We start from the raw sequence: 25,746 nt of genomic DNA, 5'->3' as shown, positions 1-25,746 counted from the left end.
GCGCGGCTCAACAGCGGTGTGCGCTTTATCGAAACAACGGTTGAAGCCGCGCGTCACGCGCTGGCGGAAGAGCGCATGTATGTGAAACAGGTCGAATCGGCTATCGCGATGCACGCGGAACGCCTCGGCCGGTAAGTGAACAGGGAACGAAGATGGAAATCGATCTGAACGCCGATCTCGGCGAAGGCATGGGCACTGACGAAGCACTGCTCGATCTCGTGAGCTCCGCGAATATTGCTTGCGGTTGGCACGCGGGCGGGGCAACTGCCATGCGCGATTGCGTGCGCTGGGCGGTTGCGAAGGGTGTTGCCATTGGTGCGCATCCGAGTTTCAACGATCCCGAGAATTTTGGCAGGAAGGAGATGGACATTCCCGTGTACGAGATTTACGCGGGCGTGTTGTATCAGTTGGGCGCGCTGGCTGCGATCGTGAGGGCCGAAGGCGGCCGGATGTCGCATGTGAAGCCGCACGGTGCGCTCTATAACCAGGCCGCGAAGAATCCGGAAATTGCCGAGGCTATTGTTGCGGCGATTCGTGATTTCGATCCGTCGTTGCTCGTGTTCGGGCTGGCGAACAGCAATCTCGTCGATGCCACGCGCAAGGCGAACCTGGTCGCGATCGAGGAAGTTTTTGCAGACCGCGGATATCGGGCGGATGGCTCGCTCGTGCCGCGCAAGGACCCCGGCGCGCTGCTCGAGGACGAGGAAGTCGTGATCACCCGCACGCTGAAAATGGCAACGGAGCATCGTGTCCAAGCGGTCAGCGGGGAGTGGGTGCCGATCAATGCGCAGACGGTTTGTCTTCACGGCGACGGCGCGCATGCGCTCGCATTCGCCCGGCGGATTCGCGGGGCGCTTGAAACGGCGGGCATCGACGTTCGCGCTGCGCACGCGGTCGAAGTTTGATAAGCGGTCGTTAGCGGTTTTGCATTGATCGAATGGCTCACTCGCTGCCTGGCGCTATGTCACGCAGCGAGTCGAATCTACGCCTCAAGGAACCTGAATGCCTCGCGACTTGGCGGGGCGTTTTCGTAAGCGGCCATAGAGCCGTTTTATCAAGCCAACGGAACGGCCCGCTCGAAGCAAGCGGTTCGTCCAGCGGCGGAAGAAGCCCTTACCGGGGCATTAGCCCGACCACTTGGAGATCTTATGGGTACCGCTGTCAATCTATGGCCACTGATAGGCGTGGCCGTCATCATCGTGGGATTTATCCTGCGCTTCAATCCGATGCTGATCGTGGCCGCCGCCGCCATCGTCACCGGCCTGGCGGCGCACTTTCCCATCGATCGCATTCTCACCGCGATCGGCACGGGTTTTCTCAAGACGCGCAACATTCCGCTCATCATTTTGCTGCCGCTGGCCGTCATCGGTTTGCTGGAACGGCACGGTCTGCGCGAACGCGCGCAAATCTGGATTTCGGGCATCAAGGCGGCAACCGTGGGACGCCTGCTGATCGTCTATTTGCTGATTCGCGAGTTGACGGCGGCAGTCGGGCTGACCGGTCTCGGCGGACATCCGCAAATGGTCCGGCCGCTGCTCGCGCCCATGGCCGAAGGCGCCGCGCAAACACGTTTCGGCAAGCTCTCCGATGAAACCCGCTTCAAGCTGCGAGCGTGGTCCGCCGCGACCGATAACGTCGGCCTGTTCTTCGGCGAAGACATCTTCGTTGCGTTCGGCGCGATCGTATTGATGACGACCTTCCTGAAGGAAGCGGGGATCGTGGTTGAACCGCTGCACGTCGCCGTCTGGGGCATCCCTACTGCGATCTGCGCATTCCTGATTCACGGCTTCCGGCTGTGGCTGCTCGATCGACGGCTGAATCGCGAACTCGGCGCGTTGACCAAAAACGTTCGCGGAGAAACTGCATGACACTGACGCTCAACTATCTGTTCTATCTGCTGGGCATCGTGCTGGTCGTTGTCGCCGGCATGATCTACGTCGATAAAAAACATCCTCGCCGTCTCACCGCCGGAACCTTCTGGCTTGTGTATGCGCTGATTTTCCTGATCGGCGACTGGCTGCCGGCCAATGTGGTCGGCGTGCTGGTTGTAGCGATGGCCTTGATAGCGGGCTTCGGCGGCGTCACGGCAGGCAAGCCGAAGATGCTCTCCGACGAAGCGCGCCGCCAGAGCGCCATGCGTCTTGGCAACAAGCTGTTCGTGCCTGCGTTGACCATTCCCGTGGTGACGGTTGTCCTGACACTGGGAGCGAGTTACCTGGTGTTCGGCGGCAAGCCGCTGCTCGATCCGAAGAACGTCACGCTGATGGGTTTTGGCATCGGCTGTATCGTTGCACTCGGCGTAGCCTGCGTGATGACACGCGATACGGTCGGGCAATCGATGAAAGAAACGCGCCGTCTGGTCGACGCACTTTCGTGGGCTGCCGTGCTTCCGCAAATGCTGGGCATGCTGGGTCTGGTGTTCTCGGATGCGGGCGTGGGCAAGGCGGTCGCACATGTGACAACGGCCTATGTGAACCTCGATTACCGCCTGGTCGCGGTGGCGGTGTATTGCATCGGCATGGCGCTCTTCACGATGGTCATGGGCAACGGCTTCGCGGCGTTCCCGGTGATGACGGGCGGCGTAGGCGTGCCTATTCTGGTCGGTGTATTTCACGGCAATCCGGCCACGATGGTCGCGATCGGCATGTTCTGCGGTTACTGCGGCACGCTCATGACGCCGATGGCCGCGAACTTCAACATGGTGCCGGCCGCGCTGCTCGAATTACCCGATAAAAACGCGGTGATCAAAGTCCAGATTCCGACGGCGCTGTCGTTGCTGGTGGTGAACATCTTCTTGTTGAACTGGATGATGTTCCTGTGATGCGAAGGCGTGGGTTCACGCCGGATCCACCACGAACCCACGCTTTCTCAGCAACGTCAGCACCCCTCTTTTCCCCCCAAGATGCAACGCGCCAATCGCCACGAACACCGGCTTGTTCGGCGCGGCCATCGCCACCACTCGCGCCGCGAACCGATAATTCCGGTCGACTACCACGCGGTTATCGATCTGCCTTGCAAGCTGCTTCGATCTCGCCAGTTTCTCCGTCTTGGCGTCGTCCCACGCCTTCAGCGCATCGGCGTCGCCAATCCGCCATAACCGATGCAGCTCCTTCACATCGGCAACGTTCTCGGCCGGCGTCTGCACCAGATCCTGCGCGAGCATTTCCCGTTGCTGCGCCTGCGTGAGCCGTGTGAACGCGGCAATCTGCTCATTGAGCGTCTCCAATCCCACCACCCGCCCGCGCGGCCGCAAATAGACGTTCTGCAATTGCGTTTCCGTGCCGAATTCGGTCTGGAATCCAGCCTTCAGGGTGTCGACGGTTTCAACGAGCATCGACGCCAGCCACGGCCGCGAGCGGCTGATATCGTCGAGCATCGTGGGGTTGCCGCGCATGCGTGTTCGCAGCTTCTGCCACAGCGCATCGGGCAAATAGCGCGACAGGCACGGCTCCCGGCACACGCCGTATTTGCTGACTTCATCGGCCGATACAACCAGGTCGTCGGGAGAGATCTCCAGCGCGAGAATAGGCGATGCATCGAGCGCGCCGAGGATCGGCTTGCGGAACGGCTGACTGGCGGGGTAGTCGTCGGCGAAACCGACGTGCAGCGTACCCAGCACGTAAATAGTGACCTGGCCTTTGGTGGCGACGTAAAACGGCATATGAGCCGGCTGCGCCCGAACCGGACCGCTGGCTGTGGTGCCGTTCGAATGGTCTATATCGGGCGGCGCCGGACGCGCAGGCGGGACACTTAGTCCGGGTAATGCAGAAGAAGACGTAGGCGGCACCGCGGCGCCCGGCGGCGAGCGCGCGCCGGTCACAGCAAAAGCCAAACGCGGCGCCAGGCAGAAAACGGCAAGGATCGCCACCACCACCGCAAAAACCGCAACAAAACGGCGCGCAACCTGCCGCGCCGTCTGGCGTTCAGGCATCGATCTCCCCGACTTCCTCGGCGCGATGACAGGAGACGTGCCGACCATCGACGAAACGCAGCGCCGGTTCTTCGACGCGGCATTTATCGATTGCATACGGGCAGCGCTGATGAAATGTGCAACCTGATGGAGGGTTAAGCGGCGAAGGCATTTCGCCCTGCAGCCGGATCTTGATGCGCCGATCTTCTTCGAACAAGGCAGGCGTCGCCGACATTAACGAGCGCGTGTACGGATGACGCGGTCGAGCGTAGATCGTTGCCTTGTCGCCAAGTTCGGCCACACCGCCAAAATACATCACCATGACGTCATCGGCGATATGTTCCACCACCGACAAGTTGTGCGAGATGAACACATAGCTTGTACCGAACTGCTGCTGCAGGTCCATGAACAGATTCAGAATCTGCGCCTGGATTGAAACATCCAGCGCGGACACGGGTTCATCGGCCACCAGGATCTGCGGGTCCAGAATCATCGCACGCGCGATAGCAACCCGCTGGCGCTGGCCGCCCGAGAACATGTGCGGATACCGCGCCGCGTGTTCCGGCCGCAAACCAACCGTGCGCATCATGTGCGCGATACGCTCGGCGCGCTCGCTGGACGACAGCTTCGTGTTGATCGCCAGCGGTTCGCCCAGCGTCTGCTCGACGGTTTTCCGCGGATTCAACGAAGCAAACGGATTCTGGAACACCATCTGCACGCGTTGCCGCAAGTCGGCTACTTTCGCGCGGTTCGCGCTCGCTACGTCCTCGCCGTCAATCAGCAAACGTCCCGACGTGGGCGCTTCGATCATCGTCAACTGACGCGCCAGCGTCGATTTGCCGCAACCGGATTCGCCCACCACGGCAAGCGTCTTGCCGCGCTCAAGCGAGAACGACACGCCGTTCAGCGCCTTGACGGTTCCCTGCTGGAACATGCTGCGCTTGACGCTGTAGTGCCGCGTCAGTTTATCGGCGACGAGGACGATGTCTTTAGCGTCTTTTGCGAAGGTCTCAGGAACGGCATTCATCGCGCGCCTCCATGTTCTGCCACGAGGTCCATGTTCAGCGGCTTGATGCAGCGTGCGCGCACCGCCGGATCGTTCGGGGCGAGTTGAAAGAGCGCCGGCCGAGCCTTGCGGCAATCGTCGACGGCGTAGCTGCAGCGGGGCGCGAATAAACATCCGGTCGGACGATCGTCGCGGCCCGGGACCATGCCCGGCAAAGCTGCGAGACGCTCGGCGCCGCGGCTATGCTCGGGAATGGCGGCGAGCAACGCTTCCGTGTACGGATGATGCGGCTCGCTGAAAATCGTCGGCACGTGATTCGTTTCGATAATCTCGCCCGCGTACATCACGGCCACACGTTGCGCGACTTCGGACACGACCGCGAGATCGTGCGAGATCAGCACGAGCGCCATGCCGCGTTCCTTCTGCAGCTTGACGAGCAGCTCCATGATCTGCGCCTGGATGGTGACGTCGAGCGCGGTGGTGGGTTCGTCGGCAATCAGCAGCTTCGGATTGCAGGCGACCGCCATCGCAATCATCACGCGCTGGTTCATGCCGCCGGACATCTGGTGCGGGAAGGCATCAATGCGGCTCTTCGCGTCGGGAATCCCCACTTGATCAAGCAATTCCAGTGCGCGTTGATGCAGCTTTGATCCTTTCAAGCCTTCGTGAAGCCTGAGGACTTCCTTGATCTGATAACCGACGGTGTAGCTCGGATTCAGGCTCGACAGCGCGTCCTGAAAGACCATGGCAATGTCCTTGCCGATAATCTTCCTGCGTTGCCCCGCCGACGCCTTCAGCAAGTCGACGCCGTTGAACGTGACCTGATCGGCGGTGACAATGCCGGGGGCGTCGATCAAGCCCATGAGCGCCATCATGGTGACGCTTTTGCCGGAACCCGATTCGCCGACTACGCCGACCACTTCGCCGGGTTTGACGGATATATCGATTCGATCAACCGCCGGGAGTCCATTGAAACTCACGGCGAGATTGCGGATGGTTAGAAGATCGCTCATGTTCAGGCCATCCGTTTGAGTTTGGGATCGAGTGCGTCGCGCAGACCATCGCCGAGCAGGTTGATCACCAGGACCGAAATCAGGATGGAAAGCCCGGGCATGGTCACGATCCACCAAGCGCTTTCGATGTAATCACGCGCCGATGCGAGCATCGCGCCCCACTCCGCCGCCGGCGGTTGCACGCCAAGGCCGAGAAAGCCGAGCGCGGCGGCATCGAGAATGGCGGACGAAAAGCCTAACGTTGCCTGCACGATCAGCGGTGCGGCGCAGTTCGGCAGCACTTGCGAGAACATCAGCCGCACGGTGCCGGCGCCGGCCACGCGCGACGCCGTCACGTATTCGCGCTGCAATTCACCCAGCGCGGCGGCACGGGTCAGACGCACGTAACCCGGCAACGCGACAATCGCGATGGCGAGCATGGTGTTCATCAGCCCCGGCCCGATGATCGCGACCACCGCGACCGCGAGCAACAGCGAAGGCAACGCGAGCAGCACGTCCATGATGCGCATGATCGGCGTGTCGAACCATTTCTGGAAAAACGCCGCGATCAAGCCGAGCACAATGCCCGGAATCAACGCCAGCACCACGGACACAAAGCCGATCCAGAACGACAGCCGCGCGCCATACATCAGGCGGGAGAGGATGTCGCGGCCGGCTTCGTCGGTACCGAGAACGAAGCGCCAGTTGCCGCCATCGAGCCACGCGGGCGGAATCTTGACGTTGTCGCGATATTGCTCGATCGGGCTATGCGGCGCGATCAGCGGCGCAAAAATAGCGATGAACACCAAAATCAGCACGATCGCGCCGGCCACTACCGCGCCGCGATTGCGCGAGAAATTGGCCCAGAATTCGCGGCCGGCGAGGAACCGGCCACTTGGGACGGGGATCAGCGCCCCGGGATTGTTTTGGATATCGGCCATGGGCTTACCTCGTGTGGCGAATGCGCGGATTCAGCACGCCGTACAACAAGTCGACGACCAGATTCACAAGAATAACGAGCGTCGCGATCATCAGGATACCGCCCTGCACAACCGGATAATCGCGCCGGCTGATGGCGTCGATGAGCCATTTGCCCACGCCCGGCCACGAGAACAATGTCTCCGTCAGCACCGCGCCGGCGAGCAGCGTGCCGACCTGCAAGCCGATCACGGTCACCACGGGGATCAGCGCGTTACGCAGCGCATGCACGATCACCACGCGGGCCGGCGAAAGACCTTTGGCGCGCGCCGTGCGGATGTAGTCCTCGCGCAGCACTTCGAGCATTGACGAACGCGTCATCCGCGCGATCACGGCCAGCGGAATGGTGCCCAATACGATAGTCGGCAGAATCAGATGACTGACGGCGGACTTGAACGCGCCTTCATCGGTAGAAAAGAGTGCGTCCCACAGCATGAAGCCGGTGCGGTGCGGAATGTCGTATTCGACCGCGATGCGCCCCGAAACCGGTGTCCAGCCCAGTTTGGCCGAGAAGAACATGATGAGGATCAAACCCCACCAGAAGATCGGCATGGAATAACCGGTAAGCGCGGTGCCCATCACGCCGTGATCGACGACCGTCCCGCGTCTCAACGCGGCGACAACGCCGGCGGGCAACCCGATCACCAAAGCGAAAATCATCGCGCAGATCGCGAGTTCGAGCGTCGCCGGAAAGCGCGCCATGAATTCGCCCATCACGCTGGTATTGGTGATGATCGACATGCCGAGATCGCCTCTCAGCGCATGTCCGACGTAGTTGAAATATTGCACAGGAAGCGGCAGGTCAAGCCCAAGCCGCTTCATTGCTTCGGCGTGCATGGCCGGGTCCACGCCGCGCTCGCCCATCATGACTTCAATGGGATCGCCCGGGATCAGGTGGATTAACGCGAACGCGAGGATCGTGATGCCGATGAACGTCGGGATCACCATGCCTATGCGCCGCAGAACGAATCGGAACATGGTTCGTCTCTTTGGGGAGGAAAAATGCGACCGGCGACGCGGGCTTGTGACCCTTGTCGCCGGACCTTTTCGACTAGTTATAGTTTCAGTGCATGAAGCGTACCGCTAACAGCTTACTGCACGCCGACGCCGTCGAAACGCAGGTAACCCAGCGGCTCGATCTTCATGCCGGTCACCTTCTTGCTCGTCGGCTGATACACCGTGGAGTGAGCGATCGGCGAGAACGGCAGTTGGTCAGCGAAAATTTGCTGCGCTTGCATATAAGCCTGCGTGCGCTGCGCCTGGTCGGACGTGTTGCGGCCCTTGATCACCAGGTCGTTGAACGGCTTGTAGCACCAGTGCGAGAAGTTGCTGCCGTTGACCGCTTCGCAACCGAGCAGCGTGCCGAGCCAGTTGTCCGGATCGCCATTGTCGCCCGTCCAGCCAATCAGCATGGCGTCGTGCTCGCCTGCGTGGCCGCGCTTGATGTACTCGCCCCACTCATACGACACAATATTCGCCTTCACGCCAATCTTCGCCCAGTCGGCCTGGATCATCTCGGCCATCAGACGTGCATTCGGGTTGTACGGACGCTGGACCGGCATGGCCCACAGGTTCATTTCGAAACCGTTCGGGAAACCAGCCTTCGCGAGCAACGCCTTGGCCGCTGCGGTGTCGTACGCCTGAACCTTCAGGTTCTTGTCGTAGGACCATTCGGTCGGCGGCATTGGTGCAATCGCGGCCTGACCTGCGCCTTGATATACCGACTCAATGATCGCCTTCTTGTTGATCGCCATGTCCAGCGCGCGGCGTACATCGACGTTCTCGACGTTCTTCTTCGTCGTGTTGTACGCGACGTAACCTTCGTTGAAGCCCGGTTGCGACGGCGTGTCGAGGTTCGTGTCGGCCTTCAGCGGTGCAATGTCAGCCGGGCGCGGATAGCTCATCACCTGGCATTCGTTGTTCTTCAGCTTCTGCACGCGCACGGCGGCATCCGGCGTGATCGAGAAAATCAGCTTCGAGATTTTGACTGCGCCCGGCTTCCAGTAATCAGGATTGCCGTCGAAACGGATGGTCGCGTCTTTCGTGTAGCTGCGGAAAATAAACGGGCCCGTGCCAACCGGCTGCTGGTTGATGTCCGAAGCCTTGCCCGCTTTCAGCAGTTGCTGAGCGTATTCATCTGACTGGATCGACGCGTATTCCATCGCCATGTTCTGGATGAACGGCGCGTTGACTTCCTTCAGCGTGAACTTGACCGTGTACGGATCGACTGCTTCGATCTTCGTGATCAGCTTGTCCAGGCCCATGTCCGTGAAATACGGGAACGACGCGGGATAAGCCTTGCGGAACGGCTGGTTCGGATCGAGCATGCGGTTGAACGTGAAAAGCACGTCATCCGCGTTGAAATCGCGTGTGGGCTTGAAGAACGACGTGGTCTGGAACTTCACGCCATGGCGCAGATGGAACGTGTACGTCAAGCCATCGGGCGAGACGTCCCACTTTTCCGCGAGACCCCCTTCCACTTTCGTGCCACCGCGCTCGAATTCCACGAGGCGGTTGTAGACCGTGAAGGTGTTTGCGGTGAAATCGGTGCCCGTCGTGTATTGCGCGGGATCGAAACCGGCCGGGCTGCCTTCTGAGCAGTAAACGAGCGTTTTGTTGGGAATGGGTGCTGCGTGAGCGACGCTCGCGGTTACGAGCGATGCCGCGATGGCGGCGCTGAGTGCCATCGACAGACGAGCGGCTCGTAACAGGCCAATTTTCTTCATGTTTCCTCCAGGATCGATGCCGGCTAAAACCAGCGTAGCGCGATATTACTGAGCTTTGCCGGGGGGAACAAGGCGACGAAATTATTGAGGGGAATGTGTCTGGTAATAGACCATAACGATTTGTGATACAAACGCCCGCTCTGGGCAATTCGGGTTTGCAATTACACCCGTCAACAGACGAAGGCATCGGAGCGCCCGACCAGCAAGTCAACTACCTGGCCATTGGCGTGGATTGCGGGGATATTTCTATTTTTAATCGTGTCTAAAATATTTAATCATTAATTGACTTATTCTCTGTTCGCATAAAACACGTCGAACCTGTCTGGTCTACCCCGCCTACATACCCTCATACGCCCTCCACGAGAAGAAAGGTAGTCGATTATAAATTGGAAACAAACTTCTCCATTATTTCGGATTATCCGTAAGGCTTGCTAACAAGCTTGCATCGATGAATGCCTCGGGACATATTAATATTCCAATAGATGTCGTTGTGCGTTGCAACTCCGATTTAAGTCGAATTCATATAAATATTGTCAATTACGGGGCTATTGTTTTAAAAACGTGTCGTTATTCGACAAATAGTCGAGTCAACCCCATTACCAGGCAGCCAGCGAGCCGCTTTTCGCTTGAGCCGTCCGTTTATGTCGTTCATCAACCCGTCAGTCATAAAGCTGAGATACAAATGTCAAATACCGCAATCCGTGCGCTGCTAATGGCTTTTATAGCCCTCGTGCTGGGAACGCCCGCGCGCGCAGCCTGCACCGGTAGTGTGGGTAACGTCTCGATCAACGTCGGGACAATAGATCAGGGAACCGCCCACTATGGACCGGTCGGTTCGGTCTTCAAAACAATCGAAGGCACTTGGGACAGCTATGGCGGACATGCTGCTGGCAGCTGCGGAGCTGAGACATTGATCGATTACCTAGTACCGGGTTCCCCGACCGTTGGGGACAGTACGGTATACGCCACCAATCTCCAGGGTATAGGCATGCGTATATGGATCTGGACGGCCGGCCAAGTCCCGGCTGGTACGGGCGGGGGTTATTACGGCACGCCTACTAGTCCCACAGTGATACCGCTTCAGTTGCCCCAGCAGGACTTGAGCGCCATAAACGCCGCCTACGGAACGGGGTATAACCGCATACGGCTTGAGCTGATAACAACCGCGCCGGATTGGCAAAGCGGAGTATTACAAGTTACGGGTCCCATACTTTCAGTGAGCGATCATACCGGTCAATCTGGCTCAATGATTATTGCGAATTTTTCGCTTAGCGGCACGCTTAACGTTCATAGCTGCAACGTCACCACCACGAAGCTTATCGTCGACCTGGGTTCCGTCAGGATGCCTGATATTGTCTTCGACAAGCCAACCGCGGCCAAACCGTTCACCATAGAAATGACGTGCTCCTCGAACCCCAAGGTATCCGTCCAGTTTGACGGCCTGACGGTCGTTGGGAATCAAAAGGTCTTGCAATTACGCAACGATCCGGGATCCGCCACGGGCATTGGTCTGCAGATCTCCGATTCGACGGGGAATCCGGTGACCATTGGACAAGGCACGCCGCTCATTGACGCCGCGCCAAATGGCATCAATCGGTTCAACTTTAGCGCTCGTTACGTCCCGATTGCGACGCACCGAACACCCGGCACAGCCGATGCGAATGCAACTTTCACAATGGAATATAACTAGGTCGATGTTTGATCGAACGCGTGACAAGCGAACAAACTGGAATTGCAGAACCGCGCGGCGAACGCCGCGCGGGTTAAGCTAGATTTTACTTTCCCGACAACCCTAGTCGCTCGCAAATCGTCTTGCTCGCGGCTGCGCCGTTCAGCGTATAAAAATGCAGCCCCGGCGCGCCTTCCTTCACCAGCCGTTCGCACAAACCGGTCACTACATCCAGTCCGAACGCGCGGATCGCTTCTTTATCGTCGCCATAGCTTTCCAGGCGGCGTGCAATCCACTTCGGCACTTCCGCGCCGCACATCTCGGAGAAGCGCATGAGCTGCGAGAAGTTCGTGATCGGCATGATGCCCGGCACGATAGGAATATCCACACCCTTTTTGCGGGCGTCATCGACGAAACGGAAATACGCGTCCGCGTTGAAAAAATACTGCGTGATCGCCGAATTCGCGCCGGCCTGCACCTTGCGCACGAAGTTTTCCAGATCGGATTTGGGCGAGCGCGCCTGCGGGTGATATTCCGGATACGCCGCGACTTCAATGTTGAACCAGTCGCCATGCTCGGCCCGGATAAAGCCAACCAGCTCCGACGCATACCGCAACTCGCCGACTTCGCCCATGCCCGAAGGCAAGTCGCCACGCAACGCGACAATGTGACGAATGCCATGCTCTCGATACGCGCCGAGAATGGCCCGCAGACTCTCCTTCGATGACCCGATGCACGACAAATGCGGCGCCGCTTCGAGTCCCTGCTTCATCATCTCGACGACGGTATCGAGCGTGCCTTGCTGCGTGGAACCGCCCGCGCCGAACGTCACGGAGACGAACTTCGGGTTGAGCGTCTTGAGTTGCGCGCCAGTCGCGCGCAATTTCTCGATTCCTTCCTGCGTTTTCGGCGGGAAAAACTCGAATGAGAGTTCGATCGGTTTCATGGGAAGAGTGGAACGCGCGCGCGAAGGCATTCGCGTTCTTAGAAGTTGCGCTGACCGAGGATCAGCGCCGACAGCAGCCAGGACACGATGCTGTACAGAATCGAGCCGAAGAAAGCCGACCAGAAACCCGATACCTCAAAGCCTTTCAGCAGCGAAGCACACAGCCAGAAACACAGCGCATTCACGACGAGGATGAACAATCCGAGCGTGAGAATGGTCACCGGCAGCGTGAGCAGCACCAGCAACGGACGCAGGAACGTGTTGATCAGCCCGAGCACGATCGCGACGATCAGCGCGGTACCGAAACTGCGAATGTGAATCGACGGCACAAGGTAAGTGATGATCAACAGCGCAAGCGCGTTGATCAGCCAGGTCAGCAGCACGGACATCGATGGTCTCCTGGTACTTGAAAGGTCGCGTGCGTGGGTTTGATCAGATTTGATCAAACCCACGCACGCCTTGAGACTAAACCGTTATCAATAACGGTAGTGGTTCGGTTTGAACGGACCCATCTTGTCCACGCTGATGTAGTTCGCCTGATAGTCCGACAACACGGTCAGTTCAGCGCCAATACGCCCCAGATGCAGACGCGCGACCTTTTCATCAAGGTGCTTGGGCAACACGTAGACCTTGTTTTCGTACTTGTCGCCGTGCACGAACAATTCGATCTGCGCGATCGTCTGGTTCGTGAACGATGCCGACATCACGAACGACGGGTGGCCCGTTGCGCAACCCAGGTTCACCAGGCGGCCTTCAGCCAGCAGGATGATGCGCTTGCCGTCGGGGAAAATGATGTGATCGACTTGCGGCTTGATGTTTTCCCACGTGTACTGGCGCGTGGAGGCAACGTCGATTTCCGAGTCGAAGTGACCAATATTGCAGACGATTGCGTTGTTGCGCATCGCCTTCATATGGTCATGGCCGATTACATGGAAATTGCCCGTAGCGGTCACGAAAATGTCGGCCTTGTCGGCGGCATGTTCCATCGTCACCACGCGGTAGCCTTCCATAGCTGCCTGCAATGCGCAGATCGGGTCGATTTCCGTGACCCACACCGTCGCGCCCAGACCGCGCAGCGATTGCGCGCAACCCTTGCCCACATCGCCGTAACCTGCGACGACCGCGATCTTGCCGGCGATCATCACGTCGGTGGCGCGCTTGATGCCGTCGACCAGCGATTCACGGCAGCCGTACAGGTTGTCGAACTTCGACTTCGTGACCGAGTCGTTCACGTTGATGGCCGGGAACGGCAGGCGCCCTTCCTTTTCCATCTGATACAGGCGATGCACGCCCGTGGTCGTTTCTTCCGTCACGCCCTGGATATGCACGAGACGCTTGGAGTACCACGTCGGGTCGATGTCGAGATGAGCGGCGATCGACTTGTACAGCGCGACTTCTTCTTCGTTTTCCGGCTTTGCAATGACCGAACGGTCCTTTTCAGCCTTCGAGCCGAGGATCAGCAGCAACGTGGCGTCGCCGCCGTCGTCGAGGATCATGTTGGCGAATTCGCCGTTCGGCCATTCGAAGATGCGGTGGGAGAACTCCCAGTATTCGTCGAGCGATTCGCCCTTGAATGCGAACACCGGCACGCCGCCTTGCGCGATGGCCGAGGCCGCATGGTCCTGCGTCGAGAAAATGTTGCACGACGCCCAGCGGACATCCGCGCCGAGTGCGGTCAGCGTTTCGATCAGCACGCCGGTCTGGATGGTCATGTGCAGCGAACCGGCAATACGCGCGCCCTTCAGCGGCTGCGATACCTTGTATTCCTCACGCGTTTGCATGAGACCGGGCATTTCCGTTTCGGCGATGTTCAGTTCCTTGCGGCCCCAGGCAGCAAGAGACATATCGGCGACGACGAAATCTTTGTTCGAGTTGGAATCGAGAACTGCGGCGTTCATCACGCCCTCCTTTCTAAATGGAAATATAGAAATTTGACGTGAGCGCCGTTCGATGCGGTGGTTCAACAAGCGCTTACTGGTCTGAAAGCGCTGGTCACTCCGTCCGATTGAATGCTTCGAGCCTGGCGGCCTTTGTTGTTGAAAGCCGTCGCAACGCTCCTCGAAGCGAGTTCGGATTGTAGCAAATTGGGATGGAGGGAGCGCGTTTGCGCGTCGGGTTTGTTTTGCCGGCGTCCCACCGTACCGCGCATAATTAAAATGACTTAAACTTATCGAAGGTATTCCAAACTGGAATTCAGGGGATCTGTATGGAATTGCGATCGTTGAGGTATTTCGTCGAAGTCGTGAAGCAAAAAAGCTTCACCGGCGCTGCGGAGAAAATGTTTGTCACGCAGCCGACCATCAGCAAGATGGTGAAGTCGCTCGAGGACGAAATAGGCTCGCCGCTGCTGCTGCGCGAGAGTCGCCAGATGGTGCTCACCGACGCCGGACAGATCGTCTATCAGCGCGGCCTGGAGGTGCTCGCGGCGCACGCGCAACTCGAAGCCGAACTCAACGATCTCGGCAAACTTGGGCGGGGCACACTCGCTATCGGCATTCCGCCCATGGGCGGATCGCTGTTCACGCCGGCCATCGCGACATTCAAGAAGCGTTATCCGAAGGTGGAGCTGAAGCTGTTCGAGCGTGGCTCAAAGGCGATCGAAGCTGCGCTGATCGACGGCGAACTTGAGCTCGGCGGTGTGCTGGAACCGGTCGATCTCGCCACGTTCGATGTGCTGCCAATCAGCCGCCAACTACTCTGGCTCGTTGCGCAAAAAGGCTCGCGCTGGGATGCGCTGGTGGACGTGCCGCTCAGCGATCTCGCGGCGGAGCCGTTCGTGTTCTACGGCGAAAGCCTGTCGCTGTCGGATCTCGTGCTCAACGCGTGCCGCGAAGCGGGGTTCACGCCGACCATCGTGGGGCGCAGCGGCCACTGGGATTTCATGGCCGCGCTGGTGCAGGCGGGCGTCGGTATTGCGTTGCTGCCTGCGCCGTATTGCCGGCGGCTCGATATCAACGCATTCACCTGCCGGCCGGTCGTCGCGCCGGAAATTCATTGGGACATGGCGGTGGGCTGGCGGCGCAACGGCTATTTGTCGAACGCGGCGCGTGCGTGGCTGGAGGTCGTGCGGCAATTACTGCCCGCCAATCTCGGCGATGACTTCCTGCAAGGCCCGGCTGAACGGTTTCCAGCGCGCGTGCGCAACGCGGCGCCGCGTTAGCCGGCGGGTAACGACTCAGGCAACGACTCTGCAAGCACCCAAAAAAACACCCTGTCCCGCTCGCGCGGGACAGGGTGTTTTTAGTTGCTACGCCGATGTCGAATCTCAGCGGCGTCCGTCAATCGATCATTCCTGTACAGCGAAGTCGATCCGGCGGTTCGCGAAACGTCCGCTGGCCGTTGAGTTATCGGCAATCGGGTGTGCATCGCCGAAACCTTGCGCCATCAGCGAATCAGCAGAAACGCCATGCTTCACGAGGAACGCGCGCACTGCTTCCGCCCGCTTCTTCGACAACGACAGATTCGTGCTCGCCGGGCCGACATTGTCCGAATAACCGCCCACGCTTAGCTTCACAGCCTTGCCCTTCGCTTCGCACGCCTTCAGCATTTGTGCCGATTTAGCCAACGCCAATTGCGCATCTTGCGGCGGTACGTCGGAACCCGTGCGGAAATTGATGACTTGCAGGTTCAGCACCTTCGCAACATCCTCTGCAGAGCAGTCATCGCTCAACGACGAAAACGCGCTCATGAACGATTCCTTCGCGTTTTCGACCGCTTGCTTGACATCGAATGTGCCGATGGTAAAGCCCGCGCCGAACAACGTCTTCAGCTTGTCCATCCAGCCGTTGCGCACGTCGGCAGCCGACCCGCTCAACTCGATCTTCTCACCCGACAACTTGGCTTCCGCGCCCGGCAATTGCATCAGCGGCAACAGGCCGTCGAGCTTGTCGAGCCAGCTTGCCGGCTTGGTGTCGGGGTCAACCGAAATGGTCGCGTTCAGATGGTCCGCGCCGAACTTCTCCGTCAGTGCGGCGAGCAGCTTGACCTTCTCTTCTTCACTGCCGACCGTAGCCTGAATGGTCGGTGCGCCGAGCTTGTCGACGGTGAACGTCAGCAGCGCGTCCTTGGTAGGCGCGGGTGCAGCGGCGGGTGCCGAAGCGGGTTCCGCAGCAACTGCGGGAGTCGATGAAACCACCGGTGCTGCGGCGGACGCTGCAGCAGGAGCCGCAGCGGGTGCGAGCGCTGTCTGGTTGCCGCAGCTACGGCCGAACAGCAGTGCGAGCAACGCGAGCGCTGCGGCGACAGCAAGCCACCACCATTTCTTCGATCTAGCCTTCTCTTCCACCACGATCCGGTCGAGCGAAGGGTTGACGGCGATCGATCCGCCGGCTGTGGACGGGTGTTCAAGATGCGACGACACCGCTTTCATCTGCGCTGCCACGCCGGACAGGAAACTGCCCGCGCCGCCCAGACCCAGCGCGCTGGTGATGTCGTCCGTCATGCTTGCTTTCACCATCGGCAACTGATGGCCAAGGAGGGTGGGCAACTGGCCGACATTACCGCCGGACTTCGTGAAGTAATGCTTTAGCACGCCGAACAATGCGGTCGTGACGATGCCGCCTAATGCGTGCGTGGCGCCAACCGATACACCGGTCTTCGCTGCCACCGCGTTGCTCAGCGCGTTCACGCGCTCTTCGGATGCCATGCCGCTCGCGAGCCGCGTACCCGACGCGAGCAACGACTGCAGGCCGTCGCCGTGGACGAGTTGCGGCAGCATCTCGACGATATTGGCGTTCGAATCCGGTGACATGATCGATGCGAACAAGCTGCGCGCGCCTTCAGGCGATGCGGCTTTGTTCATCAGCGAACCGACCAGTGCGGGCGCGATCAAGCCGACCACGCGCTTCGCCGCTTCGGGAGCAACGCCCAGTTTCGTAGCGAGTTGCTGCAACACGCTTTCGGTCAAAGCGCCCTGGACCAGCTGAATAACATTGATGCTCATTTAAATTGCCTTTTCCTTACTTGCGTGAATTCGCCAACCGCCCAGAATGAGCGAAGCGGATTATAGGTTCGGGTTTTAACAAATAAGGACTTCCGACTAAAAATCAGAATTACCTCAAAGAAGACGATTTGAGACGGCTCTTAAAACGTCTTGAATTACTGATGAATGCGATCGCATTGATGCCGTAATCGAGGCACAAATTTTAAATGAACGTTAATCCGCACTATTCGATGCAATTGGCGAAGCCGCCGACCATGACGGCGATCAAGGCTTTTGCAAAAATTGAGACAAGCGGGCAAACTGAATAAAAGCATGACGGAGACAAACGATGCGCTCATCCACTTATGGCCAAACGCACGAAGTCACGAACCAGGCGCCACCACTCGAGCGCTACAACGCGATGACCACCGACGCGGCGATGATGACCGCGCTGGAACGCGAGGGCGCGGCGTGGCACCTCGACACCCTCACCCGCGACGGCCTTGCGCTCACGCAACCCGACGTGCTCGCGCTCGCAGACCTGGCCAACCGGCATACGCCCGAACACCACGCGTTCAGCGCGCGCGGCGAGCGTATTGATGCAATCGAATTCCATCCTGCGTGGCACACGCTGCTTGCGATGCTGCGCGAGCAAGGTCTTCATTCGTTGCCGTTTGAAACCGCTTCGCCGAAACTCGGTGCCATGGCCGCGCGCGCCGCCGGATATTTTCTCCACGCGCAACTGGAAAGCGGTTCGTTGTGCCCGCTGACCATGACCTTCGCCAGCATTCCCGTGCTGCAGCAGGAGCCCGCCTTGTACACGAGCCTGCGGGAGCAATTGCTCTCGCGCCGGCACGATCCACGCGATATTCCGCTTGGCGCCGGCAAGCAGTCGATGATGATCGGCATGGGCATGACCGAGAAACAGGGCGGCTCGGACGTGCGCAGCAACCGGACCCGCGCGGTGGCGACGGGTGCGGGCGGACGGGGCGGCGAGTATCGGCTGATCGGCCATAAGTGGTTCTTCTCGGCCCCTCAATGCGACGCCCATCTCGTGCTGGCGCGCACCGGCGGCGACACCGATACCGACGACGGGAAAGGCCCGGTTTCCTGCTTCTATGTGCCGCGTTTCGCGCCGGATGGATCGAAGAATGCCGTGCAGGTCCAGCAACTCAAGGACAAGCTCGGCAACCGCTCGAACGTCAGCAGCGAAGTCGAATTCCTCGATGCCTACGGCGTCATGGTCGGCGACGAAGGGCGCGGCGTACCGACGATCATCGAAATGGCGAACTTCACGCGTCTCGATTGCGTGATCGGCAGCGCCGCCCTGATGCGCGCCGCGCTGATCCAGGCGATTCACCACGCGCGGCATCGGCGGGTCTTTGGTGCCAAGCTCATCGACCAGCCGCTAATGCGCAACGTCCTCGCCGACCTTGCACTGGAATCCGAAGCGGCCACTGTGCTGTTCATGCGGCTTGCGGGCGCATTCGAGAATTCATCGAAACCGGAAGAACGCGCCTGGCGCCGAATCGTGACGCCGGCGGCGAAGTTCTGGGTCTGCAAGCGCGCGCTGGAATTCACCGGCGAGGCAATGGAGGTTTGGGGAGGAAACGGGTATGTCGAAACGGGGCCGATGGCGCGGTTTTATCGCGAGGCCCCGGTGAATTCGATCTGGGAAGGATCGGGGAATGTGATGTGCCTCGACGTGCTGCGGGCGTTCGAACGCGAACCCGATGCTGCCCATGCGCTGTTCGATTCGTGGCAGGCGGTGGCGGGAGAACACCGCGTGCTCGGCGATGCGCTGAAGGCGCTGCACGCCATGCTGCAAGGCGACCCGGCTACGCGCGAAGCGTCGGCGCGGCGGATCGCACAGCAACTCGTGCTCACCGCGCAAGGGGTTCTGCTCGCGCAACATGCGCCGGCGGACGTGGCGGCGGCGTTCATCGAAACCCGTCTCGGCGAGGCCCGCGGTTCCGTCAATCGCGTGTATGGAACGCTGCCTGCGACGTTCGATTTCAACGCCGTGATCGAGCGTGCGTTCGCGGGGTAGTTTGGGGAATAGCAACGCTCGATGAATCAAGCCGCGCGGCCACGCCCCTTGCGCACTGGAATTGTTGGGTCCACTTCGGGCCGCGGCCCCGTTTCCTCCCCGTTCTCCAGCCGATACAACCACGCGAGCAGTTCTGCCACTGCCTGATAAAGCGCGGGCGGAATGCGCGAGTCCAGGTCGACCTGCATCAGCAGCGACACCATCTCCGGCGATTCATGCACGTATAGCCCTGCGTCCTTTGCGCGCTGCACGATCATTTCAGCGACCAGCCCGTAGCCCTTGGCGACCACGCGCGGCGCGGCATCGGCGTTTTTGGTGTCGTAGGTGAGTGCGGCCGCCTGCTTGCGGGAATCGTTGCGCAAGCTCACGTATGGCTCCCCGCATCGCTCCCGGCCGATGATGATGGCGCTGCGCTTGCAGCAGGGGCGACATCGCTGACATGGATGACGTCGGCGAAATGGGGGAACGCCGGGTCAGCGGCCAGATCGGCCAGCGCGTCGCGAGCGTGCACCGTCAATCCGGCGAGCTGCAATCCCGCGGCGTCGAGTTGTTGCCGGAAATGATCGCCATCGGCGGCAAGACGGGCGGCGCCGCCCTCGCTCGCGTTCAGCCGCACCACCAGTTGCTGGCCCGTAAGCACCAGATCGGCGTCCACATTGCCGAGCGTAGGCAAGCTAAGCGTGACACGCGTGTGCCAGCCGCGATCCGTATCGGCTGAACCTGTCCCCGGGTCGCTATCCTGAGACGGATCGCGCCCATAGGGAGCACGGTTCTGAGGCTGGATTTCCCACTCGAACTTGGCGCCCGGCCACGCTTCGCCGGACCAGCGGAACTGGTCGGAAGCGAGCACGTCGAGCTGCTGGCGGACGAGCGGAATAGTCGATGGATGAATGCCGGCGGAGGCAACCGCCGCCTGCACGGCCGAATCCTGCAGATGCGCGGCCAAAGGCAGCGCGCCTGTTGCCGTTCTCTGCACCGCCCCCTGCGTCGTCGATGAAAACACGCTCGTGGGCATCTGCCGCACCGATGCCGCCAGCGCCGCCGCCTGCTGCGGCGTTTGCGGAGCCGGCACGGGACGCATGGGATTGGGCGCGTCTGGGGTATCGGCGGGGGCGGCGAATGTCGTCGGCAGCAGCGTTTCATCGATCCAGACGTCGGGCGCAGCATCCGCCGCATCCTGGAAAGAATCCGGCGGCAACTCGCTTGCCAGTTTGTCCACGCGCGCCTGGGGCTCATTTCGCAGCGACGCAAGCGAGCGCTGTCCGCCCAGCCAGAGCGCGATATGGTTTTCGTAGAAAAGCCCGCTGTCTACAACGGTCCTGGCCAGCATGGCCGCCAGCACAGGCGCGGGTAAAGGCGGCGCGGGCGGGTTGACTGCGCTCGCGGCATTCGCCGAGCTGGAGGAAAACAATGACCCGGACAGGCTCTCGAACGCGCTGGCGGCCACGATCAGGCGAGGCGCGGTCGGCCACAACGGCGAACTGCCGAGCAAAGCGGGCGTCGCGCTGCCGCCGAAGCGCGAAATGATATCGAGCGTGCGTCCGATCTCGCTGAATGCGGTCTGCGTCGACGGGCCCGGCGCGGCATAGGCGCTGATAGCGGCAGCGGGCGTGGCGACCCGCGGGGTATCGATTAAGAGTTGCGAGGTATTGGCTTGAGGCGCGGTCGAACTGGTCTGCGTATTGAGCGCGGACAACAGCATGTCAGTGCGGCTGGCAAGCAGCGCAGCGACGGCGGAGTCCAGTCCAGTCATGCCAGTATCCTTGGGTCAGCAGTCCAGCCGAACGGCCGGCCACCGGTTGCAACGAGCCGCAAACGCGTCAAAACGCGTCTAGCGAAACCCGATCATCTTCTTCAAAACTCGCACTGGCCTGTTCACGGTGAATAACGCTGCGGACAAACGCGCGAGGCTGGGGGTGGCGAGGTCGCGAATGGCGGCGTCGTCGGCAAGAATCCGGCGCACCAGTTCGAGCTTTCGGGCGCGCGCGGTATCGTCCAGTTCTGAACTGGTATCGACTTCTCTCAAGCCGTCGACCAGATCCCGGTACGCGCTCTGCATAGTCTTCAGTTCACCCCATTCTCCACTGCGTGCTGCGGCCAGCATGCACGCAGAAAGTGCGGCAATCGCCTCATAATGAGCGAAATATTCTTGTGTGGTTTTCATTATGTGCAAGCATGTTTCGCGGCTTCACGCCGCAGCCATTTTTGCTGCATCGGGTGCAATCGCCATCCAGGCTTCCTCCAGGGTCGCCAGCAGGCCATCGATCTCCACCAGCACCTCTTCGCTCTGACGCACATTCGCTTCCAGTAACCGGTGCGCCATATAGGTGTACAGCGCATCCAGGCGTGCAGCGATATCGCCGCCAACGTCTTTGTTGAGCGACTGCTGCAAACCGCTTTCAATGATGCTGATCGCTTTCGTGATCGCCTCGCCGCGTGCCGCGATATTGCCCTGCTGCAGATTCATCCGCGCCTGGGCAATGGCCTGTCGAGCACCCTGATACAACATGCCGACCAGTCTGTGCGGGCTTGCGCCCATTACGCCTGTTTGAACGCCAACGCGCGCATAGGCGTTCGCTCCACCGTGTGCCTGGGAAAACATCCGACCCTCTCCTATGTCGACCAGAGTTGGCGCTTTAGCGCCCTACTCTGGTCCCATGACCCCTCCAGAGTGAGGTGCTTTAGCGCCTGCTCTGGTTCCGTGACCTGCGTCGTCTCATGCGCGTTTCGCACAAAGGCGCTGCACACCGCGCGCTTAGTAGCAAAACCCGTGATGAACCGGTGTCGATAAACGGGTCAGGACCCTGTTATTTGTCTGACCGTTTATCATGCTGCTATCCGGGTTATCGGAGAAAGCGGCAAAAGCTTTAGGCGTGCTTTGCGTCACAACGAATTCTGGTAAGGGAAATAGTCGTCAGGCCGAGGATGCGGAAAACCGTCAGCGAAGCGTTCAGACCGAGATGTTCATGATGTCGTTGTAGGCCGACACGAGCTTGTTGCGGACCTGCAAGCCGAACTGAAAGCCCACGTTCGCCTTCTGCATGTCGACCATCACGTCGTTCAGCGAAACGTTTGGCGCGCCCACTTCGAACGCCTGCGATTCGTTGACCGCCTTGGTCTGGCTGCTGCTGATGCTGTCCAGAGACGACTTCAGCGCGTCGGCGAAACTACCGGTGCTCGCTGCACCGGATTCGGGCACGACGCTGCCGCTCGCGACATTGCCGGCGCCTCCCGCAGCCTGCGTCGCCATGGCCTGCATTTGCTGGAGCGCCGAACTCAACGGGCTGATGGGATTCATGGGGTCTCCAAAAGGAACGGAAAGGAACTGAAAATCGGCGGCAACATATGGATCGGGGTACTTCTGGGACAATCCGAACCGGGGCCTGTCCCGGGCCTCAGGCCGGCGTCTGCGCCGGAGCCTGGGCGGTTCGCCACATGGCCTGACCGATTAGGAAAAAGTCTAGCAGTAGCCGCAATTTGCAAAGCGGGGAAAGGAAACCAAAACTCGCTTCTATTCGTTGGATCAACTCAATCCTGCTTACGGATAATTCCTCTCATGAAAGTGCCTGCAGTGCGCACGGTTATCGCCGCCGCACCTCGCAGAAAACGCAAGTCTCGGAGAGTTTCGAAGCATGGATTCCACAACGAACCTGATCAACCCGGACGCCCGCATGGGTCTGACCGGCGCGCAGCCTGGCGCCGCCGGGTCGATCGCCGCAGGTGCGGGCGGAGCCGGCTACGCGGGCGGCACGGACTTCGGCGGCGGCAGCAGCTTCAGTCCCCGCATGCCGATGCTCAACCAGTTCCGCAATAACCCGCGCATGCCGCTGATCATCGCAGTGGCGATCCTCGCCGTAGTGGTCGCGGGCCTCGTGATGTGGTCGCGCCAGCCGGATTACCGGGTGCTGTTCAGCAATCTCTCCGACCGCGACGGCGGTGCGATCGTTGCTGCGTTGCAGCAAGGCAATATCCCCTACAAGATCGCCGAGTCGGGCGGCGCGATCCTGGTTCCCAGCGACGCAGTGCACGAAACTCGCCTGCGCCTCGCGTCGCAGGGTTTGCCGAAGAACGGCTCGGTCGGCTTCGAATTGATGGATAACCAGAAGTTCGGCATCAGCCAGTTCGCCGAGCAGGTCAACTATCAGCGGGCGCTGGAAGGCGAGTTGGAAAAAACCATCGCGTCGATCTCCTCGGTGCGCGAAGCCCGTGTCCACCTCGCCATTCCGAAGCCCACCGTGTTCGTACGGGAAAAGGAACTGCCGACCGCGTCGGTCATGCTGAATCTCTACCCCGGCCGTGCGCTGGACGAGGGTCAGATCATCGCGATCCAGCATATGGTGTCTTCCGGCGTGCCGGATATGCCCGTGAAGAACGTGACGATCGTCGACCAGGACGGCAACCTCCTCACGCAGCAAAGTGCGGCGAACGGCCTGGACGCGTCGCAACTCAAATACGTGCAGCAGATCGAGCGCAACACCCAGGGACGTATCGACGCCATCCTCTCGCCGCTGTTCGGCGCCGGCAATGCGCATTCGCAGGTGAGTGCGGATATCGACTTCTCGAAGCTGGAACAAACGGCCGAAAGCTACGGTCCGAACGCCAACCCGCAGAACACGGCGATTCGCAGCCAGCAATCGAGCGTTTCGAATGACACTGGGGGCGCAAACGCCGGTGGTGTGCCGGGCGCGCTGTCGAACCAGCCGCCGGCCGCTGCGTCGGCGCCTATCGACGCAGCCGCGAGCGGTGTCGACGGGAAAGCCGTGCCGGTCAGCATGCGCAAAGACACCACGACCAATTACGAAGTCGACCGCACGGTACGTCACTACGAGCAGCCGATGGGCGGCATCAAGCGCCTGTCCGTCGCCGTGGTGGTGAATTACCAGAAGCAAGTCGATGCCAAGGGCCGGGTGACCATGCAGCCGCTGCCCGCCGACAAGCTCGAGCAGGTGCAGCAACTGGTGAAAGACGCGATGGGCTACGACGAAAAGCGTGGCGATTCGGTGAACGTGGTCAACAGCACCTTCCTGGTGGATTCGACCGTGATTCCCGACGTGCCGTGGTGGCGCACCCCGGACATGATCGCGCGCGCCATCGAGTTCGCGAAGTACGCGGGGATCGGTGCAGTGGCGTTGTTCCTGTATTTCAGCATGGTGAAGCCGGCGCTGCGCCGTGCATTCCCGCCGCCTCCGGAGCCGACAGCACTCGCGGCGCCGGATGACCTGTCGCTGCTCGACGGGCCGTCCATGCCGAAATCGCAGGTAGAAGAAGAAAAGGATGCCGAGGTCAGTTTGCTCGGTCATGAAAGCAACAAGGCCAAGTTCGAACGTAATCTCGACTACGCGCGCATGGTTGCGCGCCAGGATCCGAGAATCGTCGCGACGGTCGTCAAGAACTGGGTGTCCGATGAACGCTGAAGGCCTCAATAAAGCCGCGCTCCTGCTGATGTCGATCGGTGAATCGGAAGCGGCGGAAGTGTTCAAGTACCTTGGACCGCGCGAGGTGCAGAAGATCGGCGCGACCATGGCGACGTTGAAAAACGTCACGCGCGAGCAGCTCGACAATGTGATGACCGAGTTCGTCCAGGAAGCCGAGCAGCACACCGCGCTATCGCTCGATTCGAGCGAATACATCCGGGCGGTGCTGACCAAGGCGCTCGGCGAAAACAAGGCGGGCGCGCTGATCGACCGGATCCTGCAGGGCAGCGATACCAGCGGTATCGAAGGCCTGAAGTGGATGGATTCGGCAGCGGTGGCCGAACTGATCAAGAACGAGCATCCGCAGATCATTGCGACGATCCTGGTTCACCTGGACCGCGACCAGGCGTCCGAGATCGTGGCGCTGATGACGGAACGTTTGCGCAACGACGTGCTGCTGCGAATCGCCACGCTCGACGGCATCCAGCCGGCCGCGCTGCGAGAACTCGACGATGTGCTGACCACGCTGCTCTCCGGCAGCGACAACCTGAAGCGCGCGCCAATGGGCGGCATCCGCACGGCGGCGGAAATCCTCAACTTCATGTCGACGGCGCACGAAGAATCCGTGATCGAAAACGTGAAGGAATTCGATGCGGAACTGGCGCAGAAGATTATCGATCAAATGTTTGTGTTCGAGAATTTGCTCGAACTCGAAGACCGCGCAATCCAGTTGCTGCTGAAAGAAGTGGAATCCGAAACGCTGATCATCTCGCTGAAAGGCGCCCAACCGCCGTTGCGGCAGAAGTTCCTCTCGAACATGTCGCAGCGCGCCGCCGAACTGCTGGCCGAAGATCTCGACTCGCGTGGGCCGGTGCGGCTGTCGGAAGTCGAAACGCAGCAGCGCAAGATCCTGCAGATCGTGCGCAACCTGGCCGAATCGGGCCAGATCCAGTTAGGCGGCAAGGCCGAGGACGCGTATGTCTGACGCTGCCGAAGCCGCCAAGAAGGCTCACGCTGACGATGCGGCCAAGAAGGCTCGCATGTCCGCTTATCAGCGCTGGGAGATGGCGTCGTTCGATCCGGTTCCGGTCGATCGCAGCGCCGCCGACCAAGCCGCGCTGGAAAAGCACTTGC

General features: G+C 60.3%; 23 protein-coding genes, 1 pseudogene and 1 riboswitch. Of the genes and pseudogenes, 9 read left to right on the top strand and 15 right to left on the bottom strand.

Features of this window, described 5'->3' with window-relative positions; translation table 11 throughout:
• The 4 genes and pseudogenes from JWR14_RS07260 to JWR14_RS07245 form a co-directional block, all read left to right on the top strand.
• Positions 1 to 135: pseudogene (locus tag JWR14_RS07260) on the top strand (allophanate hydrolase); the annotation flags it as partial.
• A 17-nt stretch (positions 136 to 152) separates the two neighbouring features.
• The gene (gene pxpA / locus JWR14_RS07255; RefSeq protein ID WP_299703736.1) at positions 153 to 905 is read left to right on the top strand and encodes a 5-oxoprolinase subunit PxpA; all 753 of its coding nucleotides are present in this window, start codon (positions 153 to 155) and stop codon (positions 903 to 905) included.
• A 243-nt stretch (positions 906 to 1,148) separates the two neighbouring features.
• The gene (locus JWR14_RS07250; RefSeq protein WP_299703734.1) at positions 1,149 to 1,868 is read left to right on the top strand and encodes a DUF969 domain-containing protein; all 720 of its coding nucleotides are present in this window, start codon (positions 1,149 to 1,151) and stop codon (positions 1,866 to 1,868) included.
• On the top strand, positions 1,865 to 2,821 hold the full coding sequence (locus JWR14_RS07245) for a DUF979 domain-containing protein (protein ID WP_299703731.1): 957 nt from the start codon (positions 1,865 to 1,867) through the stop codon (positions 2,819 to 2,821). Before JWR14_RS07250 ends, JWR14_RS07245 begins: the two co-directional genes overlap by 4 nt.
• Before the next feature lie 15 nt (positions 2,822 to 2,836).
• Here the strand turns inward: JWR14_RS07245 and JWR14_RS07240 are convergent, their stop codons facing one another.
• From JWR14_RS07240 to JWR14_RS07215, 6 genes are all read right to left on the bottom strand, one after another.
• The gene (locus JWR14_RS07240; protein WP_299703728.1) at positions 2,837 to 3,931 is read right to left on the bottom strand and encodes a TraB/GumN family protein; all 1,095 of its coding nucleotides are present in this window, start codon (positions 3,929 to 3,931) and stop codon (positions 2,837 to 2,839) included.
• Complete coding sequence (locus JWR14_RS07235; RefSeq protein ID WP_299703725.1) at positions 3,924 to 4,937, bottom strand: peptide ABC transporter ATP-binding protein; 1,014 nt, start codon at positions 4,935 to 4,937, stop codon at positions 3,924 to 3,926. The genes JWR14_RS07240 and JWR14_RS07235 overlap by 8 nt, the downstream gene beginning before the upstream one ends.
• A complete protein-coding gene (locus JWR14_RS07230) occupies positions 4,934 to 5,929 on the bottom strand; it encodes an ABC transporter ATP-binding protein (protein WP_299703722.1) in 996 nt (331 codons plus the stop codon). Before JWR14_RS07230 ends, JWR14_RS07235 begins: the two co-directional genes overlap by 4 nt.
• Positions 5,930 to 5,931: 2 nt before the next feature.
• Complete coding sequence (locus tag JWR14_RS07225) at positions 5,932 to 6,849, bottom strand: ABC transporter permease subunit (protein ID WP_299703719.1); 918 nt, start codon at positions 6,847 to 6,849, stop codon at positions 5,932 to 5,934.
• A 4-nt stretch (positions 6,850 to 6,853) separates the two neighbouring features.
• Positions 6,854 to 7,864, bottom strand: coding sequence for an ABC transporter permease subunit (locus JWR14_RS07220; protein ID WP_299703716.1), 1,011 nt, complete (start codon positions 7,862 to 7,864; stop codon positions 6,854 to 6,856).
• Between the two features lie 113 nt (positions 7,865 to 7,977).
• A complete protein-coding gene (locus tag JWR14_RS07215) occupies positions 7,978 to 9,612 on the bottom strand; it encodes an ABC transporter substrate-binding protein (protein ID WP_299703713.1) in 1,635 nt (544 codons plus the stop codon).
• 682 nt (positions 9,613 to 10,294) lie between these two features.
• Here JWR14_RS07215 and JWR14_RS07210 point away from each other — a divergent pair.
• Positions 10,295 to 11,302, top strand: coding sequence for a fimbrial protein (locus tag JWR14_RS07210; RefSeq protein WP_299703710.1), 1,008 nt, complete (start codon positions 10,295 to 10,297; stop codon positions 11,300 to 11,302).
• Between the two features lie 85 nt (positions 11,303 to 11,387).
• On the opposite strand, the gene metF is transcribed toward JWR14_RS07210, so the two are convergent.
• The 3 genes from metF to ahcY all read right to left on the bottom strand — a co-directional run bounded on the left by metF (position 11,388) and on the right by ahcY (position 14,125).
• On the bottom strand, positions 11,388 to 12,227 hold the full coding sequence (gene metF / locus JWR14_RS07205) for a methylenetetrahydrofolate reductase [NAD(P)H] (protein WP_299703707.1): 840 nt from the start codon (positions 12,225 to 12,227) through the stop codon (positions 11,388 to 11,390).
• Positions 12,228 to 12,265: 38 nt separating this feature from the next.
• Positions 12,266 to 12,616 (bottom strand): phage holin family protein, encoded by a 351-nt coding sequence (locus tag JWR14_RS07200; RefSeq protein WP_031364155.1) that lies wholly within the window; start codon positions 12,614 to 12,616, stop codon positions 12,266 to 12,268.
• A gap of 87 nt (positions 12,617 to 12,703) precedes the next feature.
• Positions 12,704 to 14,125 (bottom strand): adenosylhomocysteinase, encoded by a 1,422-nt coding sequence (gene ahcY, locus JWR14_RS07195; RefSeq protein WP_299703700.1) that lies wholly within the window; start codon positions 14,123 to 14,125, stop codon positions 12,704 to 12,706.
• A gap of 33 nt (positions 14,126 to 14,158) precedes the next feature.
• Positions 14,159 to 14,293: riboswitch (S-adenosyl-L-homocysteine riboswitch) on the bottom strand.
• Positions 14,294 to 14,433: 140 nt separating this feature from the next.
• Here ahcY and JWR14_RS07190 point away from each other — a divergent pair.
• Positions 14,434 to 15,387, top strand: a complete 954-nt coding sequence (locus JWR14_RS07190; RefSeq protein ID WP_299703697.1) for a LysR family transcriptional regulator — start codon at positions 14,434 to 14,436, stop codon at positions 15,385 to 15,387.
• Positions 15,388 to 15,513: 126 nt separating this feature from the next.
• On the opposite strand, the gene JWR14_RS07185 is transcribed toward JWR14_RS07190, so the two are convergent.
• Entirely contained in the window at positions 15,514 to 17,169 is a 1,656-nt protein-coding gene (locus JWR14_RS07185) for an OmpA family protein (protein WP_299703694.1), read from the bottom strand.
• Positions 17,170 to 17,497: 328 nt separating this feature from the next.
• On the opposite strand from JWR14_RS07185, the gene JWR14_RS07180 reads away from it, so the two are divergent.
• Entirely contained in the window at positions 17,498 to 19,198 is a 1,701-nt protein-coding gene (locus JWR14_RS07180) for an isovaleryl-CoA dehydrogenase (RefSeq protein ID WP_299703690.1), read from the top strand.
• Between the two features lie 26 nt (positions 19,199 to 19,224).
• Here the strand turns inward: JWR14_RS07180 and JWR14_RS07175 are convergent, their stop codons facing one another.
• From JWR14_RS07175 to fliE, 5 genes are all read right to left on the bottom strand, one after another.
• Positions 19,225 to 19,566: an EscU/YscU/HrcU family type III secretion system export apparatus switch protein gene (locus JWR14_RS07175; RefSeq protein ID WP_299703687.1), complete on the bottom strand. Its 342-nt coding sequence runs from the start codon at positions 19,564 to 19,566 to the stop codon at positions 19,225 to 19,227.
• Positions 19,563 to 20,951: a flagellar hook-length control protein FliK gene (locus JWR14_RS07170; protein ID WP_299703684.1), complete on the bottom strand. Its 1,389-nt coding sequence runs from the start codon at positions 20,949 to 20,951 to the stop codon at positions 19,563 to 19,565. The genes JWR14_RS07175 and JWR14_RS07170 overlap by 4 nt, the downstream gene beginning before the upstream one ends.
• 78 nt (positions 20,952 to 21,029) lie before the next feature.
• Complete coding sequence (locus tag JWR14_RS07165) at positions 21,030 to 21,362, bottom strand: flagellar protein FliT (RefSeq protein ID WP_299703682.1); 333 nt, start codon at positions 21,360 to 21,362, stop codon at positions 21,030 to 21,032.
• A gap of 24 nt (positions 21,363 to 21,386) precedes the next feature.
• A complete protein-coding gene (gene fliS / locus JWR14_RS07160) occupies positions 21,387 to 21,800 on the bottom strand; it encodes a flagellar export chaperone FliS (protein WP_299703680.1) in 414 nt (137 codons plus the stop codon).
• A gap of 348 nt (positions 21,801 to 22,148) precedes the next feature.
• Entirely contained in the window at positions 22,149 to 22,496 is a 348-nt protein-coding gene (fliE, locus tag JWR14_RS07155; protein ID WP_299703679.1) for a flagellar hook-basal body complex protein FliE, read from the bottom strand.
• Positions 22,497 to 22,830: 334 nt separating this feature from the next.
• On the opposite strand from fliE, the gene fliF reads away from it, so the two are divergent.
• Positions 22,831 to 24,612: a flagellar basal-body MS-ring/collar protein FliF gene (fliF, locus tag JWR14_RS07150; protein ID WP_299703677.1), complete on the top strand. Its 1,782-nt coding sequence runs from the start codon at positions 22,831 to 22,833 to the stop codon at positions 24,610 to 24,612.
• Entirely contained in the window at positions 24,602 to 25,597 is a 996-nt protein-coding gene (gene fliG, locus JWR14_RS07145; RefSeq protein WP_299703675.1) for a flagellar motor switch protein FliG, read from the top strand. The genes fliF and fliG overlap by 11 nt, the downstream gene beginning before the upstream one ends.
• The last annotated feature ends 149 nt before the right edge of the window (positions 25,598 to 25,746 follow it).

The organism is Caballeronia sp. (assembly GCF_028292365.1).
Lineage (GTDB): Bacteria > Pseudomonadota > Gammaproteobacteria > Burkholderiales > Burkholderiaceae > Caballeronia.
This window is presented reverse-complemented; position numbering and strand designations above follow the sequence as displayed.

Coding starts and splice junctions, on each gene's coding strand:
- pxpA (WP_299703736.1), top strand. CDS start 153: ATGGAAATCGATCTGAACGCCGATCTCGGCGAAGGCATGGGCACTGAC.
- JWR14_RS07250 (WP_299703734.1), top strand. CDS start 1,149: ATGGGTACCGCTGTCAATCTATGGCCACTGATAGGCGTGGCCGTCATC.
- JWR14_RS07245 (WP_299703731.1), top strand. CDS start 1,865: ATGACACTGACGCTCAACTATCTGTTCTATCTGCTGGGCATCGTGCTG.
- JWR14_RS07240 (WP_299703728.1), bottom strand. CDS start 3,931: ATGCCTGAACGCCAGACGGCGCGGCAGGTTGCGCGCCGTTTTGTTGCG.
- JWR14_RS07235 (WP_299703725.1), bottom strand. CDS start 4,937: ATGAATGCCGTTCCTGAGACCTTCGCAAAAGACGCTAAAGACATCGTC.
- JWR14_RS07230 (WP_299703722.1), bottom strand. CDS start 5,929: ATGAGCGATCTTCTAACCATCCGCAATCTCGCCGTGAGTTTCAATGGA.
- JWR14_RS07225 (WP_299703719.1), bottom strand. CDS start 6,849: ATGGCCGATATCCAAAACAATCCCGGGGCGCTGATCCCCGTCCCAAGT.
- JWR14_RS07220 (WP_299703716.1), bottom strand. CDS start 7,864: ATGTTCCGATTCGTTCTGCGGCGCATAGGCATGGTGATCCCGACGTTC.
- JWR14_RS07215 (WP_299703713.1), bottom strand. CDS start 9,612: ATGAAGAAAATTGGCCTGTTACGAGCCGCTCGTCTGTCGATGGCACTC.
- JWR14_RS07210 (WP_299703710.1), top strand. CDS start 10,295: ATGTCAAATACCGCAATCCGTGCGCTGCTAATGGCTTTTATAGCCCTC.
- metF (WP_299703707.1), bottom strand. CDS start 12,227: ATGAAACCGATCGAACTCTCATTCGAGTTTTTCCCGCCGAAAACGCAG.
- JWR14_RS07200 (WP_031364155.1), bottom strand. CDS start 12,616: ATGTCCGTGCTGCTGACCTGGCTGATCAACGCGCTTGCGCTGTTGATC.
- ahcY (WP_299703700.1), bottom strand. CDS start 14,125: ATGAACGCCGCAGTTCTCGATTCCAACTCGAACAAAGATTTCGTCGTC.
- JWR14_RS07190 (WP_299703697.1), top strand. CDS start 14,434: ATGGAATTGCGATCGTTGAGGTATTTCGTCGAAGTCGTGAAGCAAAAA.
- JWR14_RS07185 (WP_299703694.1), bottom strand. CDS start 17,169: ATGAGCATCAATGTTATTCAGCTGGTCCAGGGCGCTTTGACCGAAAGC.
- JWR14_RS07180 (WP_299703690.1), top strand. CDS start 17,498: ATGCGCTCATCCACTTATGGCCAAACGCACGAAGTCACGAACCAGGCG.
- JWR14_RS07170 (WP_299703684.1), bottom strand. CDS start 20,951: ATGACTGGACTGGACTCCGCCGTCGCTGCGCTGCTTGCCAGCCGCACT.
- JWR14_RS07165 (WP_299703682.1), bottom strand. CDS start 21,362: ATGAAAACCACACAAGAATATTTCGCTCATTATGAGGCGATTGCCGCA.
- fliS (WP_299703680.1), bottom strand. CDS start 21,800: ATGTTTTCCCAGGCACACGGTGGAGCGAACGCCTATGCGCGCGTTGGC.
- fliE (WP_299703679.1), bottom strand. CDS start 22,496: ATGAATCCCATCAGCCCGTTGAGTTCGGCGCTCCAGCAAATGCAGGCC.
- fliF (WP_299703677.1), top strand. CDS start 22,831: ATGGATTCCACAACGAACCTGATCAACCCGGACGCCCGCATGGGTCTG.
- fliG (WP_299703675.1), top strand. CDS start 24,602: ATGAACGCTGAAGGCCTCAATAAAGCCGCGCTCCTGCTGATGTCGATC.